The sequence below is a fragment of the Hubeiibacter jixunmingi genome, assembly GCF_041928215.1.
Classification (GTDB): domain Bacteria; phylum Pseudomonadota; class Gammaproteobacteria; order Pseudomonadales; family Moraxellaceae; genus Acinetobacter.
This window is the reverse complement of the sequence record NZ_JBHFHK010000017.1, coordinates 1-19,949: the sequence shown is the minus strand read 5'-3', so window position 1 is coordinate 19,949 and position 19,949 is coordinate 1. Positions and strand designations below refer to the sequence as shown.

The window sequence follows — 19,949 nt, the reverse complement described above, 5'->3', positions numbered from 1 at the left end:
ACACGGCTAATAACGAAGAGGCACACGCACAACGGCAAGTATTCTATTTCTAAGTCGCCTACACGGCTAATAACTTGACAAACTAAGGGTAGGGGTTAACGGGTTATTTCTAAGTCGCCTACACGGCTAATAACTATTTTCATCAGATTTAAAACTTAGCTTGATTTTTCTAAGTCGCCTACACGGCTAATAACTTTGCGATAGACACATACGTATCACCTGAAGATTTCTAAGTCGCCTACACGGCTAATAACAAACGTTTCGACAAAATCGCTAAACTTACTAATTTCTAAGTCGCCTACACGGCTAATAACATCGAGGCAAGGCGACTACACCGCACCAATTATTTCTAAGTCGCCTACACGGCTAATAACCATCGGCGGCAGTCGCCATAGCTTCGGCAAGTTTTCTAAGTCGCCTACACGGCTAATAACAAGGTTACTACACTTCATGCGTTAATGCGTGCTTTCTAAGTCGCCTACACGGCTAATAACTTTTTTGAGTTTTCGTTTTTTGAGTTTTTATTTTTCTAAGTCGCCTACACGGCTAATAACTCTTCGATTGGTGTTATAAGTACATCCGCAAATTTCTAAGTCGCCTACACGGCTAATAACTTTTTGGGACGATGAAGAGCTTTGCGATACATTTTCTAAGTCGCCTACACGGCTAATAACACCTGCTGCAACGGAAGTGGCGGTGATTGATTTTTCTAAGTCGCCTACACGGCTAATAACCATTATCAGCGGAAAAATCATCGCAAATAAATTTTCTAAGTCGCCTACACGGCTAATAACCAACGCCCACGGGTTCTTGTGCAAAGATTCATTTTCTAAGTCGCCTACACGGCTAATAACACGATTAAAAATGAGCTGACTAAGGCCATCAATTTCTAAGTCGCCTACACGGCTAATAACTTGACAAACTAAGGGTAGGGGTTAACGGGTTATTTCTAAGTCGCCTACACGGCTAATAACTTAGTGGTGAGCTGTTGTATGGATAACACTCTTTTCTAAGTCGCCTACACGGCTAATAACGCGGAGCGTTTAAAGCGAAAGGCTATTCCAGTTTCTAAGTCGCCTACACGGCTAATAACTATACATTTTTTGTCCTCTTGGTCAAGAGTTATTTCTAAGTCGCCTACACGGCTAATAACTTTGTGGCGGGCACTGGCGGTCTTATGTGTTTTTTCTAAGTCGCCTACACGGCTAATAACAGCTAATTCGTCCAGCGGTAGCACCCGACTAGTTTCTAAGTCGCCTACACGGCTAATAACTCGCGGAAGCAGACCGTATTTATCATGAGTTCTTTCTAAGTCGCCTACACGGCTAATAACAGGAATTGTATTCTTTCAAAGGATTGATTATCAAGGATTTGAGGCGAAGTTATACCAAAAACCCTTTTTCCAACGATAGATACAATATATTGATACTATTGCAATTTTTTATAGAGTAAAAAACAAGCTAACAAACTTATTTTGCCTATTATGAATCAAAGCGGTACGACACGCAATACTTCTTCAAAACTGGTCACACCCTCAGCAATACGTCTTGCCCCAGCCAAACGTAAAGGCTGAATCCCTTCGTTATAACTCTGTTGGCGGAGTTGATCCAAATTTGCACCTTGACTAATCAATTGCTTTAGATTGTGACTAACAGGCATCATTTCATACAGACCAACACGACCCTTATAACCTGTATTACGACAATGCTCACAGCCCACGGCTTGATTGACGGTTGGTGGTGGTGTGCTATTCCATGGATGGGTGAGTTTTTTCCACTGTTCGACATCAGTGGGGACAGCAGTTTTGCAATGTGGACAAAGCGTTCGCACCAAACGCTGTGCCAACACGCCCAAAATAGTTGCAGCAGACAAGAACGGCTGTACGCCCAAGTCATTTAAACGTGTTAAACTCGATGGTGCATCATTGGTATGCAAAGTAGATAATACCAAATGCCCTGTCAGTGCCGCTTGGATTGCCATATTGGCGGTTTCTTGGTCACGAATCTCACCCACCATAATAATATCAGGGTCTTGACGCATCAAAGCTCGAATACCATCAGCAAAACCCAAATCAATCGCCGCATTGGCTTGCATTTGGTTGAATGACGGCTCAAGCATTTCAATCGGATCTTCCACAGTACAGACGTTGACGCTTTCCGTCGCAAGATGTTTTAGGGTGGAATACAGCGTTGTGGTTTTCCCCGAACCTGTCGGACCTGTCACTAAAATAATACCATGGGTATTTTGGGTCAGACTTTGCCATTGTTGTAATAATTGCCCAGTAAAGCCAAGCTGTGCAAAACTACGTACCAAGACTTCAGGGTCAAAAATACGCATCACCATTTTTTCGCCAAAAGCAGTCGGTAAAGTGGATAAACGTAGCTCTGTTTCAATGCCTCTTGGTGTACGTGTTTTTAGACGACCGTCTTGCGGTTTACGCTTCTCCGCAACGTTCAAACGACCCAAAATTTTGATACGAGCCACCACCGCAATCATGATATTGGCAGGCATATCATAAATATTATGCAATACGCCATCGATACGAAAACGCACACGCCCAATATCTTTGCGTGGTTCAAGGTGAATATCACTGGCTTCTTGTTCAAAGGCAAACTGTAAAATCCAGTCTACGATTTTGACAATATGTTGGTCGTTGGCATCAGGATTGCTATTGCCCACATCGCCCAATTGCAACAAAGCTTCTACGCCAGCTTCAGCCTTAAATGCACCCATGCCTTGTGCAGAAGTCACCGCACGGCTAACTTGATAGTACTCACCCAAATAACGACTTAATTGTTCAGGGTTAAGTAATACCACTTGGATGTCTTTATATTTTAAGCTGTTGCGTAAACCATTTTGCCACTCCAAATCAAAAGGTTGGTCAGTACCAATTTTAATCCGATCATCCAATACTTCGACTGCCAAAATGCGATTGCGTAAAGCAAACTCTTGCGACATCACTTGGGTCAAGCCACTGACATCAGCTTTAAGTGGATCAATCACAAAATAATCAATCTCAGCTTCACTAGCAAGCCACTTACATAGATTGTTTAAATCCCAAACTCTTGTTGGCTGACTTACATCTACAAATTTGAATTTGGCAAGCCACTGCAACGGATGTAAATGCATTTCATCACGGCTACGAGCAGTAATTTGTGCCAAATTGGCATCTTTTTCTGAAATTTTACCTTGTGATTTGAGACGATCAATACACCATTGTGTGTCTATTTTCAGATTAAATTGTTGCTTTGCCATTGGTCTTCTTCATCAATAATGTAATACTTAAATGATTATTTTACATGGATTAAGACAATTTGACGATAAAAATATGCATCATTTTGTGTATTAGTTATCACTTATAGTTATCGCCAAAATCAACACTTGCCCTTGTTGAATTTGAAAGCGAATATTCCACTGTGCAAATGCTAAGCCATACACTTTATGGTCATCATCATGATAGGCAGGACGTGGGTCGAGTGCCAAAATGTGTTCAATCTGTTGGATTTTTTCAATGGTTAAATCGCTAAATTGCTGACGCTGTTGTATGGCATCGCTATGCCAAAATACCTTTAATAAATCAGGGGCTTGCTGTGCATAACCACTTTTGGCATCAAAAATGGCATCACTATAGGCAATATAAGGTTTAATATCCAAAATCGGCGTGCCATGCAATAAATCCGCACCGCTAACATATAGCCGTAATTCATTAGCTACTTTTTCAACGCGTAAAAATTTGACCACCGATAAACCAATCGGGCTAGGACGGTACATACTACGACTGGCAAATACGCCAATTTTTTGATTACCACCCAAACGTGGCGGGCGAATCATTGGGCGGAAAGGTGCATGATTTACTTTTTCATTGGCTTGATTTTTATTATCATGAAAGTGCCACAATAACCATAAATGGCTAAATTGCTCAATACCGACAAAGGCACGTTCATCGGCATAAGTTTGATTTAACACAATATAGCTGATGGTATCGACCAAATTTGGCTGCCTTGGAATACCAAATTTTTCCACAAAATCACTGTGCATATATCCAATAATTGGCAAATTTAGGTTCTCTTTCATCACTTTTTTTGATAAACATAGTTAAATTAATTCAGTGTAACCAAATTGATTCTGCATTAGAATAGGCAGTGAAAATTTTTATATCCTTTTTATTATCATTTTATGATGAGAGAAATTTATGGCAGCTTATAACGTAGAACGTATCACCCACGTCCACCATTGGAACGATACCTTGTTTAGCTTTAAAACCACGCGTGATGTGGCTTTGCGTTTTAAAAATGGTCAATTTGTGATGATTGGCTTGGAAGTCGAAGGCAAACCTTTGATGCGTGCTTATTCGATTGCCAGTGCCAATTATGAAGAAGAATTAGAATTTTTCTCAATCAAAGTGCCAGACGGTCCATTGACGTCAATTTTGCAAAAAGTTAAAGTCGGCGATGAAATTTTAATTTCTAAAAAACCGACAGGCACATTGGTTCATGATGATTTAAACCCTGGTAAAAATCTGTATTTCTTGTCATCTGGCACAGGCTTAGCACCATTTTTATCATTGATTCGTGACCCTGAAACCTATGAAAAATTCGATAAAGTGATTTTGGTACATGGTACACGTTGGGTCAGTGAGTTGGCATATCAAGATTTGATCTTGAATGAATTGCCAAATAATGAATGGTTTGAAGAGTTGGACATCAAGAATAAATTGATTTATTACCCAACTGTAACCCGTGAACCATACAAAAACCAAGGTCGTGTCACTACAGCGATTGAAACCGGTGAAATCTTTGAAAAGATTGGTTTGCCGCCATTTAATCCTGAAACTGACCGTGCGATGCTTTGTGGTAGCCCAGCATTTTTGAAAGATGTGGCAGCATTATTAGACAAAGCAGGCTTAAAAGAGTCACCACGCATGGGCGTATTGGGTGATTATGTGATTGAGCGTGCTTTTGTAGAAAAGTAAATATAAAATTTAATCTCGAACAGAATCCTTGGATTGACAATATTCTGTGATGACAAAAAGCCGTATTGGTCAAATCAATACGGCTTTTCTATATAAAAATTGACTGATCAAATTTACAAATCAACCTATAAAGCAAGCAATTTACCTGCCAAATGTGGCTTTTGATTATTGCTATTTTGCAAAACAAAATCGGTATTTTTACCATCTTCCGCAGTCATTAGGCTCACTTGTGATGGTAAAAACATCGGTAATTTAAATGCTACATCTGCTTCATAGGCGGCAGGCAATGGGCTTAATGCTGCCAAAGTACGGGCTTTTGACCACATGCCATGGGCAATGGCACGATTAAAACCAAATAATTTTGCAGGGACTGCGTGCAAATGAATAAAGTTAAAATCACCAGAAATCAAGGCATAACGACGACCTAGATTTTCTTCCACTTGCCAACTGGTCTTTTGTTTCAGATCAAGCACTTTACCGTCATTGCTTTTCACTGCTGTGGTTTGATTGCTTTTTCCACGAGATAAATAAGTGGTTTTGCCTTCAAATACGGTCTCACCTGCGACTTTTGCAGTGACGATAAAATCAAATTGTAAGCCTTTTTCATGTGGTGTTAAGTCACCAAAACGACAAGATAATTCAAATACTTCACTGCTGTGCATGACACGGTATTGCTTGATTTGGTTGGCAATATGCACCAAGCCTAATAACGCAAATGGAAATAGCTCATTGGTCATCATGTGCATTTGTAAACTTTGTGCCAACACCGCCAAGTACATGGCAGGCACGGTATGATCTTGAGCAAAATGACAAATTTGCTGATACTTTTTAAGATGTTCGCTATCAATCTTTAAGCTATCCACCACATACTCAACTTGTGGCAAGACCGCTGCTGGACGTGGCTTTTTTTGCACACGTTGTTCAATTTGTTGCTGTACTAAGCCTTGTACCACTTTTGGATAAGCAAGATAGGCTTTGGGTAATTGGTCAAAATGACGAGTTTGCATAATTTACCTTTTTAAATTTTTTCCACTTTTTTACATATAAGGGCGTACATAATACACCCCCACTGTATTGTCAAACATTTTTAAATGAGAGGCTTAAGCACCCAACAAGCTTTGACCACAAACACGCACCACATTACCATTCAAACCTGATGATGATGGTGATGCAAAATAAGCAATCGTTTCTGCCACATCGACTGGCAAACCACCTTGGCTCATCGAGTTCATACGGCGACCTGCTTCACGAATGGCAAATGGAATCGCTGCGGTCATTTGCGTTTCGATAAAGCCTGGGGCAACCGCATTAATAGTAATACCATTTTGCAAAGTCGGTGCAGTGAATTTGACCAAACCAATCACGCCTGCTTTCGATGTTGCATAGTTGCTTTGACCCAAGTTACCTGCGATACCACTAATTGATGATACGCAAACAATACGTGCGTTGGCATTTAAGCCATCATTATTGAGTAGATAATCATTAACACGAGCATTCGATGCAAGGTTAATATTCATCACCATATCCCAAAACTGTGGTGTCATACGCGCCAAAGTCTTGTCACGGGTTACACCTGCATTGTGTACCAAAATGTCCAAGCCACCATGTTGCGTTGCAGCCTGTTTGATTTTCTCGCCTGCATCGGCTGCGGTAATGTCCAATGCCAAAGTCGTACCGCCAATTTTAGCCGCTACACGATCTAAATCGGCTTGTTGCTGTGGTACGTCTAAGCAAATCACATAAGCACCATCACGTGCCAAAGTTTCTGCAATCGCTTCACCAATCCCACGGCTTGCGCCTGTTACCAAAGCGGTTTTGCCTTGTAAAGGTTTTTCCCAATCGATATTCAGACTCTCAGCTTGATTAACATGAATCACTTGACCTGACACATAAGCCGAACGTGGCGACAATAAGAAACGCAAAGTCGATGCAAGGTTCGCCGACGCATTCGGATCAACATAAACCAACTGTGCAGTAATGCCTTTTTTCAATTCTTTACCCAAAGATTTAACAAAACCTTCTAAGGCACGTTGTGCAATGGCTTTTTCTACACTGCCCGCTTGTTCTGGTGTAGTTGCCAAAATCACTACACGACCCGAGCCTTGTACTTGACGTACTACAGGTTGGAAAAAGTCGTACAATGCTTTTAATTCATCAATGCTATCAATGCCTGACGCATCAAATACCAAGCCATGTAATTTGGTCTGTTGGTCGCCTGCATAAAAATGTTTAAGCTTTAAACCCACAATTTCCGCTGAAGTTTTTAATTCGCTATGATCACCACAATGCACATTGACGGCAGGCAAATCTTTAAACACTTGTGCCACAGCACCAACCAATAGGCTGTTTGTTGCCGCCCCCCAAAGTATATCGCCTTGTACGTCAGGCTGTCCTGCTTTGGCACGCTTTAATTGTAGCGGTGCAGGTAAACCGAGATTACTTACGACTAATTTTCCGAATGGTGAATTGGCAAAAGCTTGATATTGGTCGGTCATGATAAATTCTCCAAAGTGTTTTGATTTTGATACAATACAAAAGATGGTATAAAAAATGACGATTTAAACTGTCAAGAAAGCCATCCTATACCGCATCAATTACAAATCCATAAATAAAAGACAAAGTAAAATAAGCTATAAATAACATACTATAGCCCGTAGCAAAATGCCTTGACTATTTTGGCAAGAATGTCGTCATTATAGTCAATTCACTAGATAAGCATTTATGATAATCTACAAATCATTGATGTTTTAGGGTGTTATTGTATTCATTATATGACAATTTTTTAGCACAATAATTTGTCTGCATAGTGAATATCATAAACCTTTAATTTCTATTTATACGATATTTTTTGAATACAAGTCAGTTGAAGACTGGAAGGAGTAATCTTATGCAAGCACGTCGTGTAGCCATTATTGGTGGTAACCGTATCCCTTTTGCCCGTTCAAATGGTCAATATTTTTCTGCATCAAATAGCGATATGTTCACCGCTGCACTCAATGGCTTGGTTGAACGTTATCACCTTCAAGGTCAACGCTTGGGCGAAGTTGTAGCAGGTGCGGTACTCAAGCATAGCCGTGACTTTAACATGACACGTGAATGTGTACTAGACACCGCATTAGATCCAGCAACGCCTGCTTACGATCTTCAACAAGCATGTGGTACAGGATTACAAGCTGCATTTTTAGTCGCAAACAAAATCGCTTTGGGTCAAATCGAAGTCGGTGTTGCAGGCGGTGTAGATACTACATCTGACGCACCTTTGGCAGTCGGCGATGGCTTACGTAAAGCCTTACTGGCAGTAAATGTTGCCAAAACGCCAATTGATCGTGTCAAAGCATTGACGCAAATCAATGTTAAAGACTTGATTGATGCACCACGTAACGGTGAACCACGCACCAAAAAATCGATGGGTGAACACGCCGCGATTACTGCGTTGGAGTGGAATATTACACGTGAAGCACAAGATGAACTGGCAGCCCAATCACATCAAAAAATGGCAAAAGCCTATGACGACGGTTTCTTCGCTGATTTGATGACGCCATTCAAAGGTTTGGCTCGTGATAATAACTTGCGTGCCGACTCAACCGTTGAAAAATTGGAAAAATTAAAACCAGTATTTGGTAAAGGCGAAAATGCCACCATGACTGCAGGTAACTCTACGCCACTGACTGATGGTGCATCATGTGTATTGTTGGCATCTGAAGACTGGGCAAAAGCCAATGGGCATGAAATCTTGGCGTATTTAAGCTTTAGCGAAACGGCTGCAGTAGATTTCACTGGTAAAAACGGCACTGCTGAAGGCTTGTTGATGGCACCAGCTTATGCGGTACCGCGCATGTTGGATCGTGCTGGTTTGACTTTGCAAGATTTTGATTTTTATGAAATTCATGAAGCCTTTGCATCACAAGTATTATCGACTTTGGCAGCATGGGAAGATGAAAAATTCTGTAAAGAGCGTCTAGGTCGTGACAAAGCTTTGGGTTCAATTGACCGTAGCAAGTTGAATGTAAACGGTTCATCTTTGGCAGCTGGTCACCCATTTGCTGCAACAGGTGGTCGTATCTTGGCGACTGCTGCAAAATTGCTTAACCAAAAAGGCTCAGGTCGTGCGTTAATCTCGATTTGTGCTGCGGGCGGTCAAGGTGTGGTAGCGATTGTTGAGAAGTAATTCTCCATCGTTCATCTCAAAATTGCGATAGACATTTTGTTTATCGCAATTTTTTATGTGTTGCTGTACTGCGATAAAAAGCAGTCTGAGTAAGCTATTGTTTCAGCTAGTAGAATATTTTAAAATAGCGACAATCTCGCCATTTTTGCAACAATATGCCTCACGATATTTACAACGATTATTATCGCATCACATTAGACAATCAGTTTGGTTTTGAGCAATTATTTACCTATTGTCGAGACCAATTTGGCTTTGTTTATTTGCAAGATGACAATTCTCCTGTCATTGCTTTTTTTCCCAAAACATATGCTGTATTTTTTAAAGATGGTTTGCAAAAAGACGATTGTCAGTACCCAAATTATCTGATTAAAACTTATACACGACAGCAGGATTTTTCTTATAAAAATCAAAGCACATCTACTGATAATATTTTAAATGCTTTTCCAAAAATCAAACCATGCGACCATCATGTGCAAGAACACGGTTTTACTGGTGGTTATATCAGCTTTATTTCTTATGATTTGGCAGCAGAACAGAATACGATTTGTTTAACACAGCACGCCGATGATCATCACAATCATGGTAATATAAAGTCTAAAGTCATAGCAATTTTAGGTGAATACGATATTTTTATTCAATATATCGAGCAAAAATGGCAATTGTATTATCACCAATCTTTAGAACAGCATCCAGAAGTGACAGGCTTTATTCAAACCATCGCTCAGTCATCAGCAAGTCTAAATCATGAGTTTTCAATCAATACAGCATTGACGCCACGCTGGTCAAAACAGGATTATGATCAGGCTTTCCAAAAAGTCCAAGCATATTTGAAAGCAGGCGATTGTTATCAAGTTAATTTAACGCAAGTATTTGAAACTGAAATACAAAGTGGGCGGTTGCTGGATTTATTACCTGAATTACTGCAATTTACTCATGCCCCTTTCAGTGGCTATATTCATCATCATGATCCAGAAAACGGCTATTTTGAACTATTAAGCTGTTCACCAGAATTATTCTTATCATTTCATGAGCAGCAACGGTTAAAGACACGCCCAATTAAAGGCACTATGCCTCGTCATCAAGACGAAAAGATTGATCAACAATTAAAAAATACATTAATCCAGTCTGAAAAAGATCGTGCAGAAAATCTCATGATTGTCGATTTGTTGCGTAACGATCTAAGCGTATATGCCAAAATTGGTTCGGTGAACGTACCTAAGTTATTTGAACTAGAAAGCTTTAAACATGTACATCATTTGGTCAGTGAAATTCAAGCCGAATTGCTCGATGATATAGATTTGTTTGAAGTGCTATTTCGTGCCTTGCCAGGTGGTTCAATCACAGGTGCACCCAAGATTCGTGCCATGCAAATCATCGATGAGCTAGAAGCTGCAAACCGTGGTGCATACTGCGGTACATTAGGTTATATTAATCATAACGGTACTGGGCGATTTAATATATTGATTCGCAGTATACAACGCTATCAACAGTATCTTGCACTTTGGGCTGGTGGTGGCATCACTATCGCCTCAGAAATGGAGGCTGAGTACGATGAGTGTTACCACAAGATCAATGCGATCATGCAACAGCTCAATCAATATGCAAAGCCTTGATATGTGCTATTTTCGATTGAATTTTATTTGAGAATATGATGATGAACTTTGAAAAATTAAATGATTTTTTTAAACGTGTACCTGCAGTAGGTGAGAAAAATATCATCGCACATGGTCACCATGAACAGCAATGGTGGTACAAGTTTCAAATTGATATTGAACATCCTTTAGCATGGCAAACCGTACAAGAATTGGGACATGTGCTGAATTATATCTCTACCAACGAACGTTTACCGACCGTATTCAAACCTGTATCCCCTCCTCCCTATATGAATGGGCCTGCCAAACAGTTTCTGGCTTGGGTAATTGAGGGTGATCATATCGATTTTCCGCCTGATGTCATTTGTGAATGGCTGGAAGGACGTTTGCCTAATCCAGTCGATGATGAGTCACAATGGCATATCATGACAGAACTGAAAGAATACGAACAAGCGATCAAACAAGACCAGTCTTAAAACCAACTCAAAAAATAAGGGCAACAGATTGCCCTTATTTTTAAATGCCTCAAACCTATGCCAATGCTGCGGCTAAGCTTTTGGCTTGCATTGCATCGTACATTGCAGTAATGTCATTCACTTTTTGACCTAGTGCCTGTTCGAATGAATCTTGATTCGATACGCTACCATAGTCATCACGCACGCCTTCACCCAAATTTGATTGGAAAATCCCTGCTGCACTGACTGGTAAAAAGTCTTCATAAACAATTGGCACGATTGACAGTACACCACTATCCACTAAAGCATTGATATCACTCACGTCCTCTGGTAATTCGCCATTTTTATGATAATAAAAATAAGCCAATTTTTCATGATGCATGGTTTTGTAATCGTCTGGGAATACGCTAAATACTTCGCTTAATTTGGCATAATAAGCATCAGGATTACTCTCAGGTTTTATGCCTAATTCTTCACGGGCTTTGTTGAGTAGTTCGTCGTATAGATCACGTCCTTTTTCAGTCAAAGCGACACCACGTTGCTCGATTTCGCCAAAACGTGCAGTGTGATTGCCGTCGCTATTGTCGCCTGCAAAGTGAATTTTTTCGTTTAAGGCTTTAAAACTGGTTTGACGTAATAAGATTGGACATTGACGGCGTGGTGGACCTTCAATAATTTCTTTAGCAGGAATATTAAAGCCATCCATACTCACTTGTACCGCATCAATATCCAAAGTGCGTGGCGTTAAATGGTTAATATGTGGACCTTGGAAGCCTACCACATCGGCAATCAAACGATGGCTGTCATTGAGACGTTCATACAGTGCTTTACTCACTGGTGCAGTCTGGTGCCAACGGAAAGTTTCTAACGCTTGTGCAACAAACTCATCCGCATCAGTTTGATTTAGACCGCCTTCTTTTTCTGCTTTTTCAATCAATTGCAAAACTTTATCATTAAAAATTTGACGTTTTTGCAAAGTTGCTTTGGCCTCTTCACGCAAGCTTTCATCTTCAATCAATTCTAAACGCAACAATGACGTAAACACACGAAACGGACTGACCTGCAAATCTTCACTATCCAAAGCACGAAATGCCGTAGAATGCACAGGTACACCTGCCACAGACAAATCATAATAGCCAACAGGCTGCATCCCCATGACTGCAAACAAGCGACACATAGTTGCCAGTTCTTGTGCTGTACCCAAACGAATCGCACCGTGACGTTCAAGATCAATACGTTCTAACTCGTGGCTTGCTGCAAGTTGTTGTTTTAGTTGTTCATCTTTTGCTAAAACACCTGCATTGACTTGATGTACCAAATCCAGTAAGTCACTATACAATGGCACTTCTTTTTGATACATATCTGACATCGCCAAAGAAAATTGATGGCGAATATCGTTTGGAGAAACGTATGATGTAGGCACGATGGCACTCCTTGCTTTGAGCGGCACAGCTTGATTTGCTGTGGAAAATTTGGTGTGGTTTGGATAAATTTTTCGCTGTTATTTTGACTATATTTTTTATAAAAAAGCAAATGATTTTTTATATATTTTAGAAATTAAATTTTAGAGTGTTGTTTTTTATAGTATTTTTACAATCAAATAAAACTTGACTAATTTAATTATATATGAACCAATCTTGCAACACACATCACACCCTCGTATTAGGTTTTGTGAGTGGACAATAAAATACTGGTTTCACTGTTGGCAATACCTGCGATGTTACGAATACGATCCAAAGCTTGATCGAATTTTTCCAAATCTTCTGACTCAAGTTCAACCAACAAATCCCATTTGCCATTGGTACTATGGATACGCTGAATACTCAATTCTACACGCAATGACTTCATCACCACTTGGGTTTTGGTGCCGTCTACCTGAATATGCATCCACGCACGCACCATCGGACGCAAGTGATTGAGTTTGGTGGTAATGGTATAATTGGCAATCACTCCCGTATCCTGCATACGCTCGATACGTTTGGTGACACTGGCACGAGAAAGTTTAAGCTTTTCAGCGATATGGCTAATCGGTGTGCGAGCATCTTGCTTTAAAATACCTAAAATGGCGATATCAACATCATCAGTTTTCATATTGTAAACTTTATCCAACAATTTGCTTATAAATAATATAAAATTATGCAAATTGCAACTTTTTCTTAGCATTTTGCTTAGGCATAATACGCAAATATTCCTTGTCTTAGTATTGTTGATGATTTTATTTTATCTTTTGACAATGATGACTCACTTACTGACTTTCATATAACGAAGGACGATCTTATGACCGCTAATACTGTAACTCGCCAACACTTTAATCAATACTTTGTGCCTGTATATGACCCTGCACAGTTTATCCCCGATCATGGTAAAGGCTCTCGTCTTTGGGATACTACAGGTCGCGAATATGTCGATTTTGCTGGTGGTATTGCGGTCAGTGCATTAGGACATGCCCACCCTGCAATGGTTGAAGCATTAAAAAATCAAGCAGAAAAATTATGGCATTTATCCAATGCTTATACCAATGAACAAGTGATTAAATTGGCTAAAAAATTGGTCGATAATACTTTTGCTGACTTGGTATTCTTTGCAAACTCTGGTGCAGAGGCCAACGAAGCCGCTCTGAAATTGGCTCGTAAAGTCGGCTCTAGCATCAATCCAAGCAAAACTGAAATCATCAGCTTTACTAAATCTTTCCACGGCCGTACATTATTTACCGTATCAGCAGGCGGTCAGCCAAAATATTCAGCTGCTTTTGCACCATTACCAGCGGGCATCCATCATGCAACCTATAATGATATTGAATCAGTCAAAGCCTTAATCAATGACAATACTTGTGGCGTGATTATTGAACCAATCCAAGGTGAAGGCGGTATTATCCCAGCGTGTCCAGAATTTTTAAAACAATTGCGTGAATTATGTGACAAGCACAATGCTGCTTTGATTTTTGATGAAGTGCAAAGCGGTATGGGTCGTACTGGTAAACTCTACGAATACATGAATACTGGCGTAACCCCTGATATTTTGACTACAGCAAAATCATTGGGCGGTGGCTTCCCTATCGGTGCAATGCTTGCTAATGAAAAATACGGCAAACAATTGGTGGTTGGTGATCATGGTACAACTTATGGTGGTAACCCATTGGCATGTGCGGTGGCAAATGCGGTATTTGACATCGTTAATGATGAAAAATTATTGGCAGGTGTGATTGAGCGTCATGAACACTTTGTGAAAAAAATCAATGAACTTAACGCTACTTATCCAATTTTCCAAGAGATTCGTGGCAAAGGAATGTTGATTGGTTGTGCATTAAAACCTGAATATGCAGGTCGCTCTAAAGAAATCGTCAACCTTGCCGCAGCAGAAGGTCTTATGTGCTTGGTTGCTGGCCCTGATGTGATTCGTTTTGCACCTTCATTGATTATTGAATTTGCTGACATCGATGAAGGTATGAATCGCTTGGCAAAAGCTTTGGCAAATTTTAAGTAATTGTTTTCTAATTTGAAACGATTTATTTTTTAATTATTTTTTAAATTCCTCACATCACATATTTATTCGGTCAATGATTTTGACCGAATAGATAAGGTGTTGCCAATTTTTACATTTTTCACTTTAATTATGTGAATAATTTGGAGCAAAATCATTATGATGCTCGTTCGCCATGCCAGTCTAAATGATTTAGACACTATTTTTGAGCTCATCCAGCAAGTACAGTCTGGGATGACCAGCTTACCAAATGATATTGAAGTTTTGAGACGCCGTTTACAACGCATCGAAGACACCTTGCACAATCGTATCCCACGTGAAGATCATATCTATTTCTTTGTGCTTGAAGATACAGAAACAGGCAAAATCGCAGGTATCAGTGCCATAGAAGTCGTGATTGGTTCAACTGAGCCGTTTTATAATTTTAAAATTGCGACACAAGTACACAGCTCAAAAGAGCTTGATGTTTATCGTAAATTTGATGTATTAATTTTAACCAATGATTATACTGGGCATAGCGAGCTATGTAGCTTGTTCTTGGCTCCAAATTATCGTGTTGGTAATAATGGTAAATTAATCTCAAAAGCACGTATGTTGTTTATGGCAGCATTCCCTGAATGTTTTGAGCCTATCGTAATTGCTGAAATGCGTGGTTATTTCGATGAAAATGGCAAATCGCCGTTTTGGGAAGCTTTTGGTTCAAAATTCTTTGAAGTCGATTTTGCCAAGGCAGATTATCTGACTGGTACAGGTGACAAAGCTTTTGTTGCACAGCTTATGCCACGCTTTCCATTTTATGTGGATTTCTTGCCTGAAGAAGCACGTCAAGTGATGGGTAAAGTTCACCCAGATACTGAACCTGCATTGAATATGCTTAAAGGCGAAGGTCTAAAGTATAAAAATAACGTTGATATTTTTGATGCAGGGCCGAATATGGAAGCCTTTGTACAAGATTTGCGTGCTGTACGTGATAGTCAACGTATGTCGTTTGTAGCAGATGATAGCGTTGCAAGTGATGATGCTGTACCTTATTTAATTAGTAATGATCGTTATCATGGTTATCGTGCCGTGGTGGTAAATTTGGATAAGACAGCGATTGATATTGTGCATGAACAAGTGAAATTACCAGAACAAGTAATCGATGCTCTACAATTGCAAGCGGATGAAAAGGCGAGAATTCTTACGCTTAATCCGAACAAACCAACCAATCAAGCGATGAACAAATAAAGGACTCTCAAAATGCTTAATTTAGAAAAATCGACAGGTCAAATTTTTATCAATGGCGAATGGTTAAACGCTACAGGTAAAGGTTTCGAAAAAACCAATCCAGTTACTGGTGAGTTAATTTGGCAAGGCAATGAAAGTACGCCTGAGCAAGTCAATGATGCCTGTGATACCGCACGTCAAGCCTTTAAACTTTGGGTAAAAACGGCATTGGATGAGCGTATCGCCATTGTGAAAAAATTTGCCGAGCTTTTGACTGCCAATAAAGAACAATTGGCAAGCATTATCAGCCAAGAAACCAGTAAGCCAATTTGGGAAACCCGTACCGAAATCGCAGCGATGATTGGTAAGATTGACATTTCGATTAAAGCTTATCATGAGCGTACAGGCACATCAGAAACTGCGATGGCTGATGGTAAAGCGTCGTTGCGTCACCGTCCGCATGGTGTATTGGCGGTGTTTGGTCCGTATAATTTCCCAGGACATTTACCGAATGGACATATTGTGCCTGCCTTGATTGCGGGTAATACCATTGTCTTTAAACCAAGTGAATTGACACCTTGGACAGCAGAAGCGACCTTGCAACTTTGGCAACAAGCAGGCTTGCCAAAAGGCGTGATTAACTTGGTACAAGGTGGTCGTGTGACGGGCGAAGCTTTAGCAAAAAGCCCGAAAATTGACGGTTTATTGTTTACAGGTAGTGCAACGACTGGTTTTATCTTGAGCGAGCAATTGGCAGCCGCACCTAACAAAATCCTTGCCTTAGAAATGGGTGGTAATAATGCTTTAATCCTTGAAGATATTGAAGATATTGATGCGACCGTGAATTTGGCGATTCAATCTGCCTTTATTTCTGCTGGACAACGCTGTACTTGTGCAAGACGTATCTTGGTGAAACAAGGCGAGCAAGGCGACAAATTTATTGCCCGTTTTGTAGAAGCGGTGAGTAAGCTCAAAGTCGGAAAATATGATGCCGAACCACAACCATTTATGGGCGGTGTAGTCAGTCTTGGTGCAGCACAAAATATGCTTAAAGCCCAAGACAAACTGCTTGGCTTAGGTGCAAAATCACTATTAACCATGACACAGGCGGACAGCAATAGCAGTTTATTAAGTCCTGCGATTTTGGATGTGACCGGTATTGATAATATTCCTGACGAAGAATATTTTGGTCCTTTGACCACCATTCGCCGTTACGCTGATTTTGATGAAGCGATTGAGCTGGCAAATAACACGCAATTTGGTTTGTCATGTGGTTTGGTTTCGCCAAATCGTGAATTATTTGAGCGTTTGTTGATTGAAGGTCGTGCTGGTATTATCAACTGGAACAAACCTTTAACTGGTGCATCGAGTGCGGCCCCATTCGGTGGTGTTGGTGCATCGGGTAACCATCGTCCAAGTGCTTATTATGCAGCGGATTATTGTGCTTATCCTGTAGCTTCTTTGGAAACAGATAATTTGACTTTACCAAGTGAATTGTCACCAGGGATTCAGTTGTAAGCTTTAGTTATATTTTTTAAATTTTATGGCTTAGATTTGCTTAATGTGGGTCTAAGCCTAAATCTTATCTCATTATCACAGCATAAATATGCAGTCATTGTAGGAAATAAATATCATGTCAGGTTATGAAATCAATTTTGACGGCTTGGTCGGCAATACCCATCATTATGCAGGTTTATCCTTTGGTAATGAAGCATCGATTAAAAACCAAAATAATCTCTCTAATCCCAAATTAGCCGCCAAACAAGGCTTAGCTAAAATGAAAGCCTTGGCAGATATGGGTATGAAACAAGGTGTGATCGCACCACACGCACGTCCTTATATTCCAACGCTAAAACAAATTGGCTTTACTGGGTCGGATAGCGACATCATCGCCCAAGCTATGCAAGCTTCACCGACGCTACTTTCTGCCCTATCTTCAGCATCCTGTATGTGGGTGGCGAATGCCTGCATCGTGTCACCATCTGCCGATAGCAGTGATGGCAGAGTACACTTTACCGCTGCCAATTTAAATAATAAATTCCATCGCTCGGTAGAGCATCAAACAACGAGCCGTATTTTGCAGGCTATGTTTAAGGGTGAACATTTTGCCCATCATGTAGCTTTACCAGATGTAGCCATGTTTGGTGATGAAGGGGCTGCCAATCACAACCGCTTTGGCAAAGATTATGCCAGTGCATCGGTGCAAGCCTTTGTTTATGGTCAAGATTATATTGATACTAAAGCAAGCAAACCAAAACTCTACCCTGCTCGCCAAACTTTACAAGCCAGTCAAGCGATTGCACGTTTGCACGGTTTAAATGATGCCAATACGATTTATATTCAACAAAATCCTGATGTGATTGACCAAGGGGTTTTTCATAATGATGTGATTTCGGTCAGTAATCAAAATGTATTTTTCGCTCATGAATTGGCTTTTGTCAATCAAAAAGCGGTGTTTAATGAATTGCGTGACAAGATGGCAAAACTCGGTGCCAAATTACAAGTGATTGAAGTACCAAACGCTCGTGTCAGCGTCAATGATGCAGTGAATACTTATTTGTTTAATAGCCAATTAATCACCCGTCCTGATGGCAAAATGTCATTGATTTTGCCAAGTGAAGCCCGTGAGCATCAAGGTGTGTGGTCATATTTGCAAGATATGTTGGCGGAACAAAACAGCATTGATGACTTAAAAGTCTTTGATTTGCGAGAAAGTATGCGTAATGGCGGTGGGCCTGCTTGTTTGCGTTTGCGTGTGGCGGTGAATGATGCTGAATTGCAAGCGGTCAATCCAAATGTGATGATGAATGATAACTTATTCGACCGTCTAAATGTTTGGGTGGATAAATATTATCGTGACCGTTTGAGCCAAGCCGACCTTGCCGACCCTGAGTTGATCCGTGAAAATCATGCGTCTTTGGATGAATTAACCCAGATTTTAAATTTAGGTTCAGTGTATTATTTCCAACAAAATTAATAGGTTGAATGCTATGGATCTTTTAAAACACGTATTAGAGCAAACCACGCCTAGCATACAACAAGGCGAGATTATCGCAGAAAATGATCATGTACAATGGCGTTATTTGGCAGAAGGCATTGTAGAATTTTGTCCGCAAAGCTTCTCAAAAAGTATTGCCATTTCAGCAGGGATTCACGGCAATGAAACTGCACCGATTGAGATTTTATCGGCGATTTGCCAAGATATTTTTCAAGGCAAATTGGCGTTAAAAGTACGTTTGTTGGTGATTTTTGGCAATCCAAAATCCATTCGTGCCAACAAACGTTATGTTGACGATGATGTCAATCGTATGTTTATGGGTGGTCTACAAAATATCGTCCCAAATGATGAAACGGCTCGTGCGGAAGTGTTAGAACAAGTCACACAAGCATTTTTTACCCAAAGTCCTATTAGTGTACAGCGTTATCATTACGATTTGCATACTGCGATTCGTGGCTCAAAGATGCCTGCCTTTGCCTTATTTCCAAAATCTGTATATCGTGCCCATGATGGCACTGGTATTTATAGCGACTTTATGTTGCGGACTTTGGACAGTGCAGAATTGGATGCGATTGTTTATCATGCTACACCAAGCACCACATTTACCAATTTCACAGTTGAGCTGTGTCATGCCGATAGTGTGACTCTGGAATTGGGTAAGGCTTTGCCGTTTGGCGAAAATAATTTGGCAAACTTTGAGCCGTGTAATCAAATGTTACGCAGTATCATTAGCGAAACTGCTTTGCCTGCACGTCAAAAGCCTGCTGTTCAGCATTTTAAAGTGACGGATACCATTGTTAAGCACAGCGATGAATTTCGTTTGGCACTGGATTCAGAGACCTTAAATTTTACTTGTATCGAAGCCAACCAACCGATTGCTACAGAAGGCGATAAAGTCTATAGTTTACCAGTGCCTACTTATACTTTATTTCTCAATGCCAGTGTCAAAACAGGTTTGCGTGCAGGCATGTTGATGCAAAAAATTGATGCTGTACCGCAAGACTAGGGTGTGTTGACATACAAAGAAAATCAGTTATTCTGATTATATGAATAGACTAACACTTACTGATGCCCAATG

14 protein-coding genes, 1 pseudogene and 1 CRISPR repeat array (1 of these 16 running past the window's edge) are annotated in these 19,949 nt (G+C 40.3%); of the genes and pseudogenes, 9 read left to right on the top strand and 6 right to left on the bottom strand.

Annotated features, from left to right (window positions below; genetic code table 11):
• Nucleotides 1-1,333: direct repeats of the CRISPR family, unit length 28 nt; unit sequence TTTCTAAGTCGCCTACACGGCTAATAAC; it reaches 1,336 nt to the left of the window's first position.
• A gap of 155 nt (nt 1,334-1,488) precedes the next feature.
• Both tfpB and tsaA read right to left on the bottom strand, forming a co-directional pair.
• Nucleotides 1,489-3,255, bottom strand: coding sequence for a type IV pilus assembly ATPase TfpB (tfpB, locus tag ACEYX7_RS04190; RefSeq protein ID WP_374803508.1), 1,767 nt, complete (start codon nt 3,253-3,255; stop codon nt 1,489-1,491).
• Nucleotides 3,256-3,345: 90 nt separating this feature from the next.
• A complete protein-coding gene (gene tsaA / locus ACEYX7_RS04185) occupies nt 3,346-4,074 on the bottom strand; it encodes a tRNA (N6-threonylcarbamoyladenosine(37)-N6)-methyltransferase TrmO (RefSeq protein ID WP_374803506.1) in 729 nt (242 codons plus the stop codon).
• 118 nt (nt 4,075-4,192) lie between these two features.
• Here tsaA and ACEYX7_RS04180 point away from each other — a divergent pair, with 118 nt between their 5' ends.
• Entirely contained in the window at nt 4,193-4,972 is a 780-nt protein-coding gene (locus ACEYX7_RS04180; protein ID WP_374803504.1) for a ferredoxin--NADP reductase, read from the top strand.
• A 125-nt stretch (nt 4,973-5,097) separates the two neighbouring features.
• Here ACEYX7_RS04180 and ACEYX7_RS04175 read toward each other — a convergent pair whose 3' ends face one another.
• Together ACEYX7_RS04175 and ACEYX7_RS04170 are read right to left on the bottom strand one after the other, a co-directional pair.
• The gene (locus ACEYX7_RS04175; RefSeq protein ID WP_374803502.1) at nt 5,098-5,979 is read right to left on the bottom strand and encodes a MaoC family dehydratase; all 882 of its coding nucleotides are present in this window, start codon (nt 5,977-5,979) and stop codon (nt 5,098-5,100) included.
• 93 nt (nt 5,980-6,072) lie between these two features.
• Nucleotides 6,073-7,467, bottom strand: a complete 1,395-nt coding sequence (locus tag ACEYX7_RS04170) for a 3-oxoacyl-ACP reductase (RefSeq protein ID WP_374803500.1) — start codon at nt 7,465-7,467, stop codon at nt 6,073-6,075.
• A gap of 356 nt (nt 7,468-7,823) precedes the next feature.
• Here ACEYX7_RS04170 and ACEYX7_RS04165 point away from each other — a divergent pair.
• From ACEYX7_RS04165 to ACEYX7_RS04155, 3 genes and pseudogenes are all read left to right on the top strand, one after another.
• A pseudogene (locus tag ACEYX7_RS04165) lies at nt 7,824-9,140 on the top strand (acetyl-CoA C-acetyltransferase); the annotation flags it as partial.
• Between the two features lie 155 nt (nt 9,141-9,295).
• Complete coding sequence (locus ACEYX7_RS04160; protein WP_374900229.1) at nt 9,296-10,753, top strand: anthranilate synthase component I family protein; 1,458 nt, start codon at nt 9,296-9,298, stop codon at nt 10,751-10,753.
• Between the two features lie 41 nt (nt 10,754-10,794).
• Entirely contained in the window at nt 10,795-11,208 is a 414-nt protein-coding gene (locus tag ACEYX7_RS04155) for a hypothetical protein (protein ID WP_374803532.1), read from the top strand.
• Between the two features lie 55 nt (nt 11,209-11,263).
• On the opposite strand, the gene hglS is transcribed toward ACEYX7_RS04155, so the two are convergent.
• Nucleotides 11,264-12,610 carry a 2-oxoadipate dioxygenase/decarboxylase HglS gene (hglS, locus tag ACEYX7_RS04150; protein ID WP_374803496.1) on the bottom strand — a complete coding sequence of 449 codons (1,347 nt, stop codon included), beginning with the start codon at nt 12,608-12,610 and terminating at the stop codon, nt 11,264-11,266.
• Between the two features lie 239 nt (nt 12,611-12,849).
• Nucleotides 12,850-13,278 (bottom strand): Lrp/AsnC family transcriptional regulator, encoded by a 429-nt coding sequence (locus tag ACEYX7_RS04145; RefSeq protein ID WP_374803494.1) that lies wholly within the window; start codon nt 13,276-13,278, stop codon nt 12,850-12,852.
• 186 nt (nt 13,279-13,464) lie between these two features.
• On the opposite strand from ACEYX7_RS04145, the gene ACEYX7_RS04140 reads away from it, so the two are divergent.
• The 5 genes from ACEYX7_RS04140 to astE all read left to right on the top strand — a co-directional run bounded on the left by ACEYX7_RS04140 (nt 13,465) and on the right by astE (nt 19,877).
• Complete coding sequence (locus tag ACEYX7_RS04140; protein ID WP_374803492.1) at nt 13,465-14,670, top strand: aspartate aminotransferase family protein; 1,206 nt, start codon at nt 13,465-13,467, stop codon at nt 14,668-14,670.
• Between the two features lie 156 nt (nt 14,671-14,826).
• Nucleotides 14,827-15,894, top strand: a complete 1,068-nt coding sequence (gene astA, locus ACEYX7_RS04135; RefSeq protein ID WP_374803490.1) for an arginine N-succinyltransferase — start codon at nt 14,827-14,829, stop codon at nt 15,892-15,894.
• 12 nt (nt 15,895-15,906) lie between these two features.
• Complete coding sequence (gene astD, locus ACEYX7_RS04130) at nt 15,907-17,391, top strand: succinylglutamate-semialdehyde dehydrogenase (protein ID WP_374806948.1); 1,485 nt, start codon at nt 15,907-15,909, stop codon at nt 17,389-17,391.
• Between the two features lie 115 nt (nt 17,392-17,506).
• Nucleotides 17,507-18,850: an N-succinylarginine dihydrolase gene (astB, locus tag ACEYX7_RS04125; protein WP_374803486.1), complete on the top strand. Its 1,344-nt coding sequence runs from the start codon at nt 17,507-17,509 to the stop codon at nt 18,848-18,850.
• 13 nt (nt 18,851-18,863) lie between these two features.
• Nucleotides 18,864-19,877: a succinylglutamate desuccinylase gene (astE, locus tag ACEYX7_RS04120; RefSeq protein WP_374803484.1), complete on the top strand. Its 1,014-nt coding sequence runs from the start codon at nt 18,864-18,866 to the stop codon at nt 19,875-19,877.
• Nucleotides 19,878-19,949 lie beyond the last annotated feature (72 nt).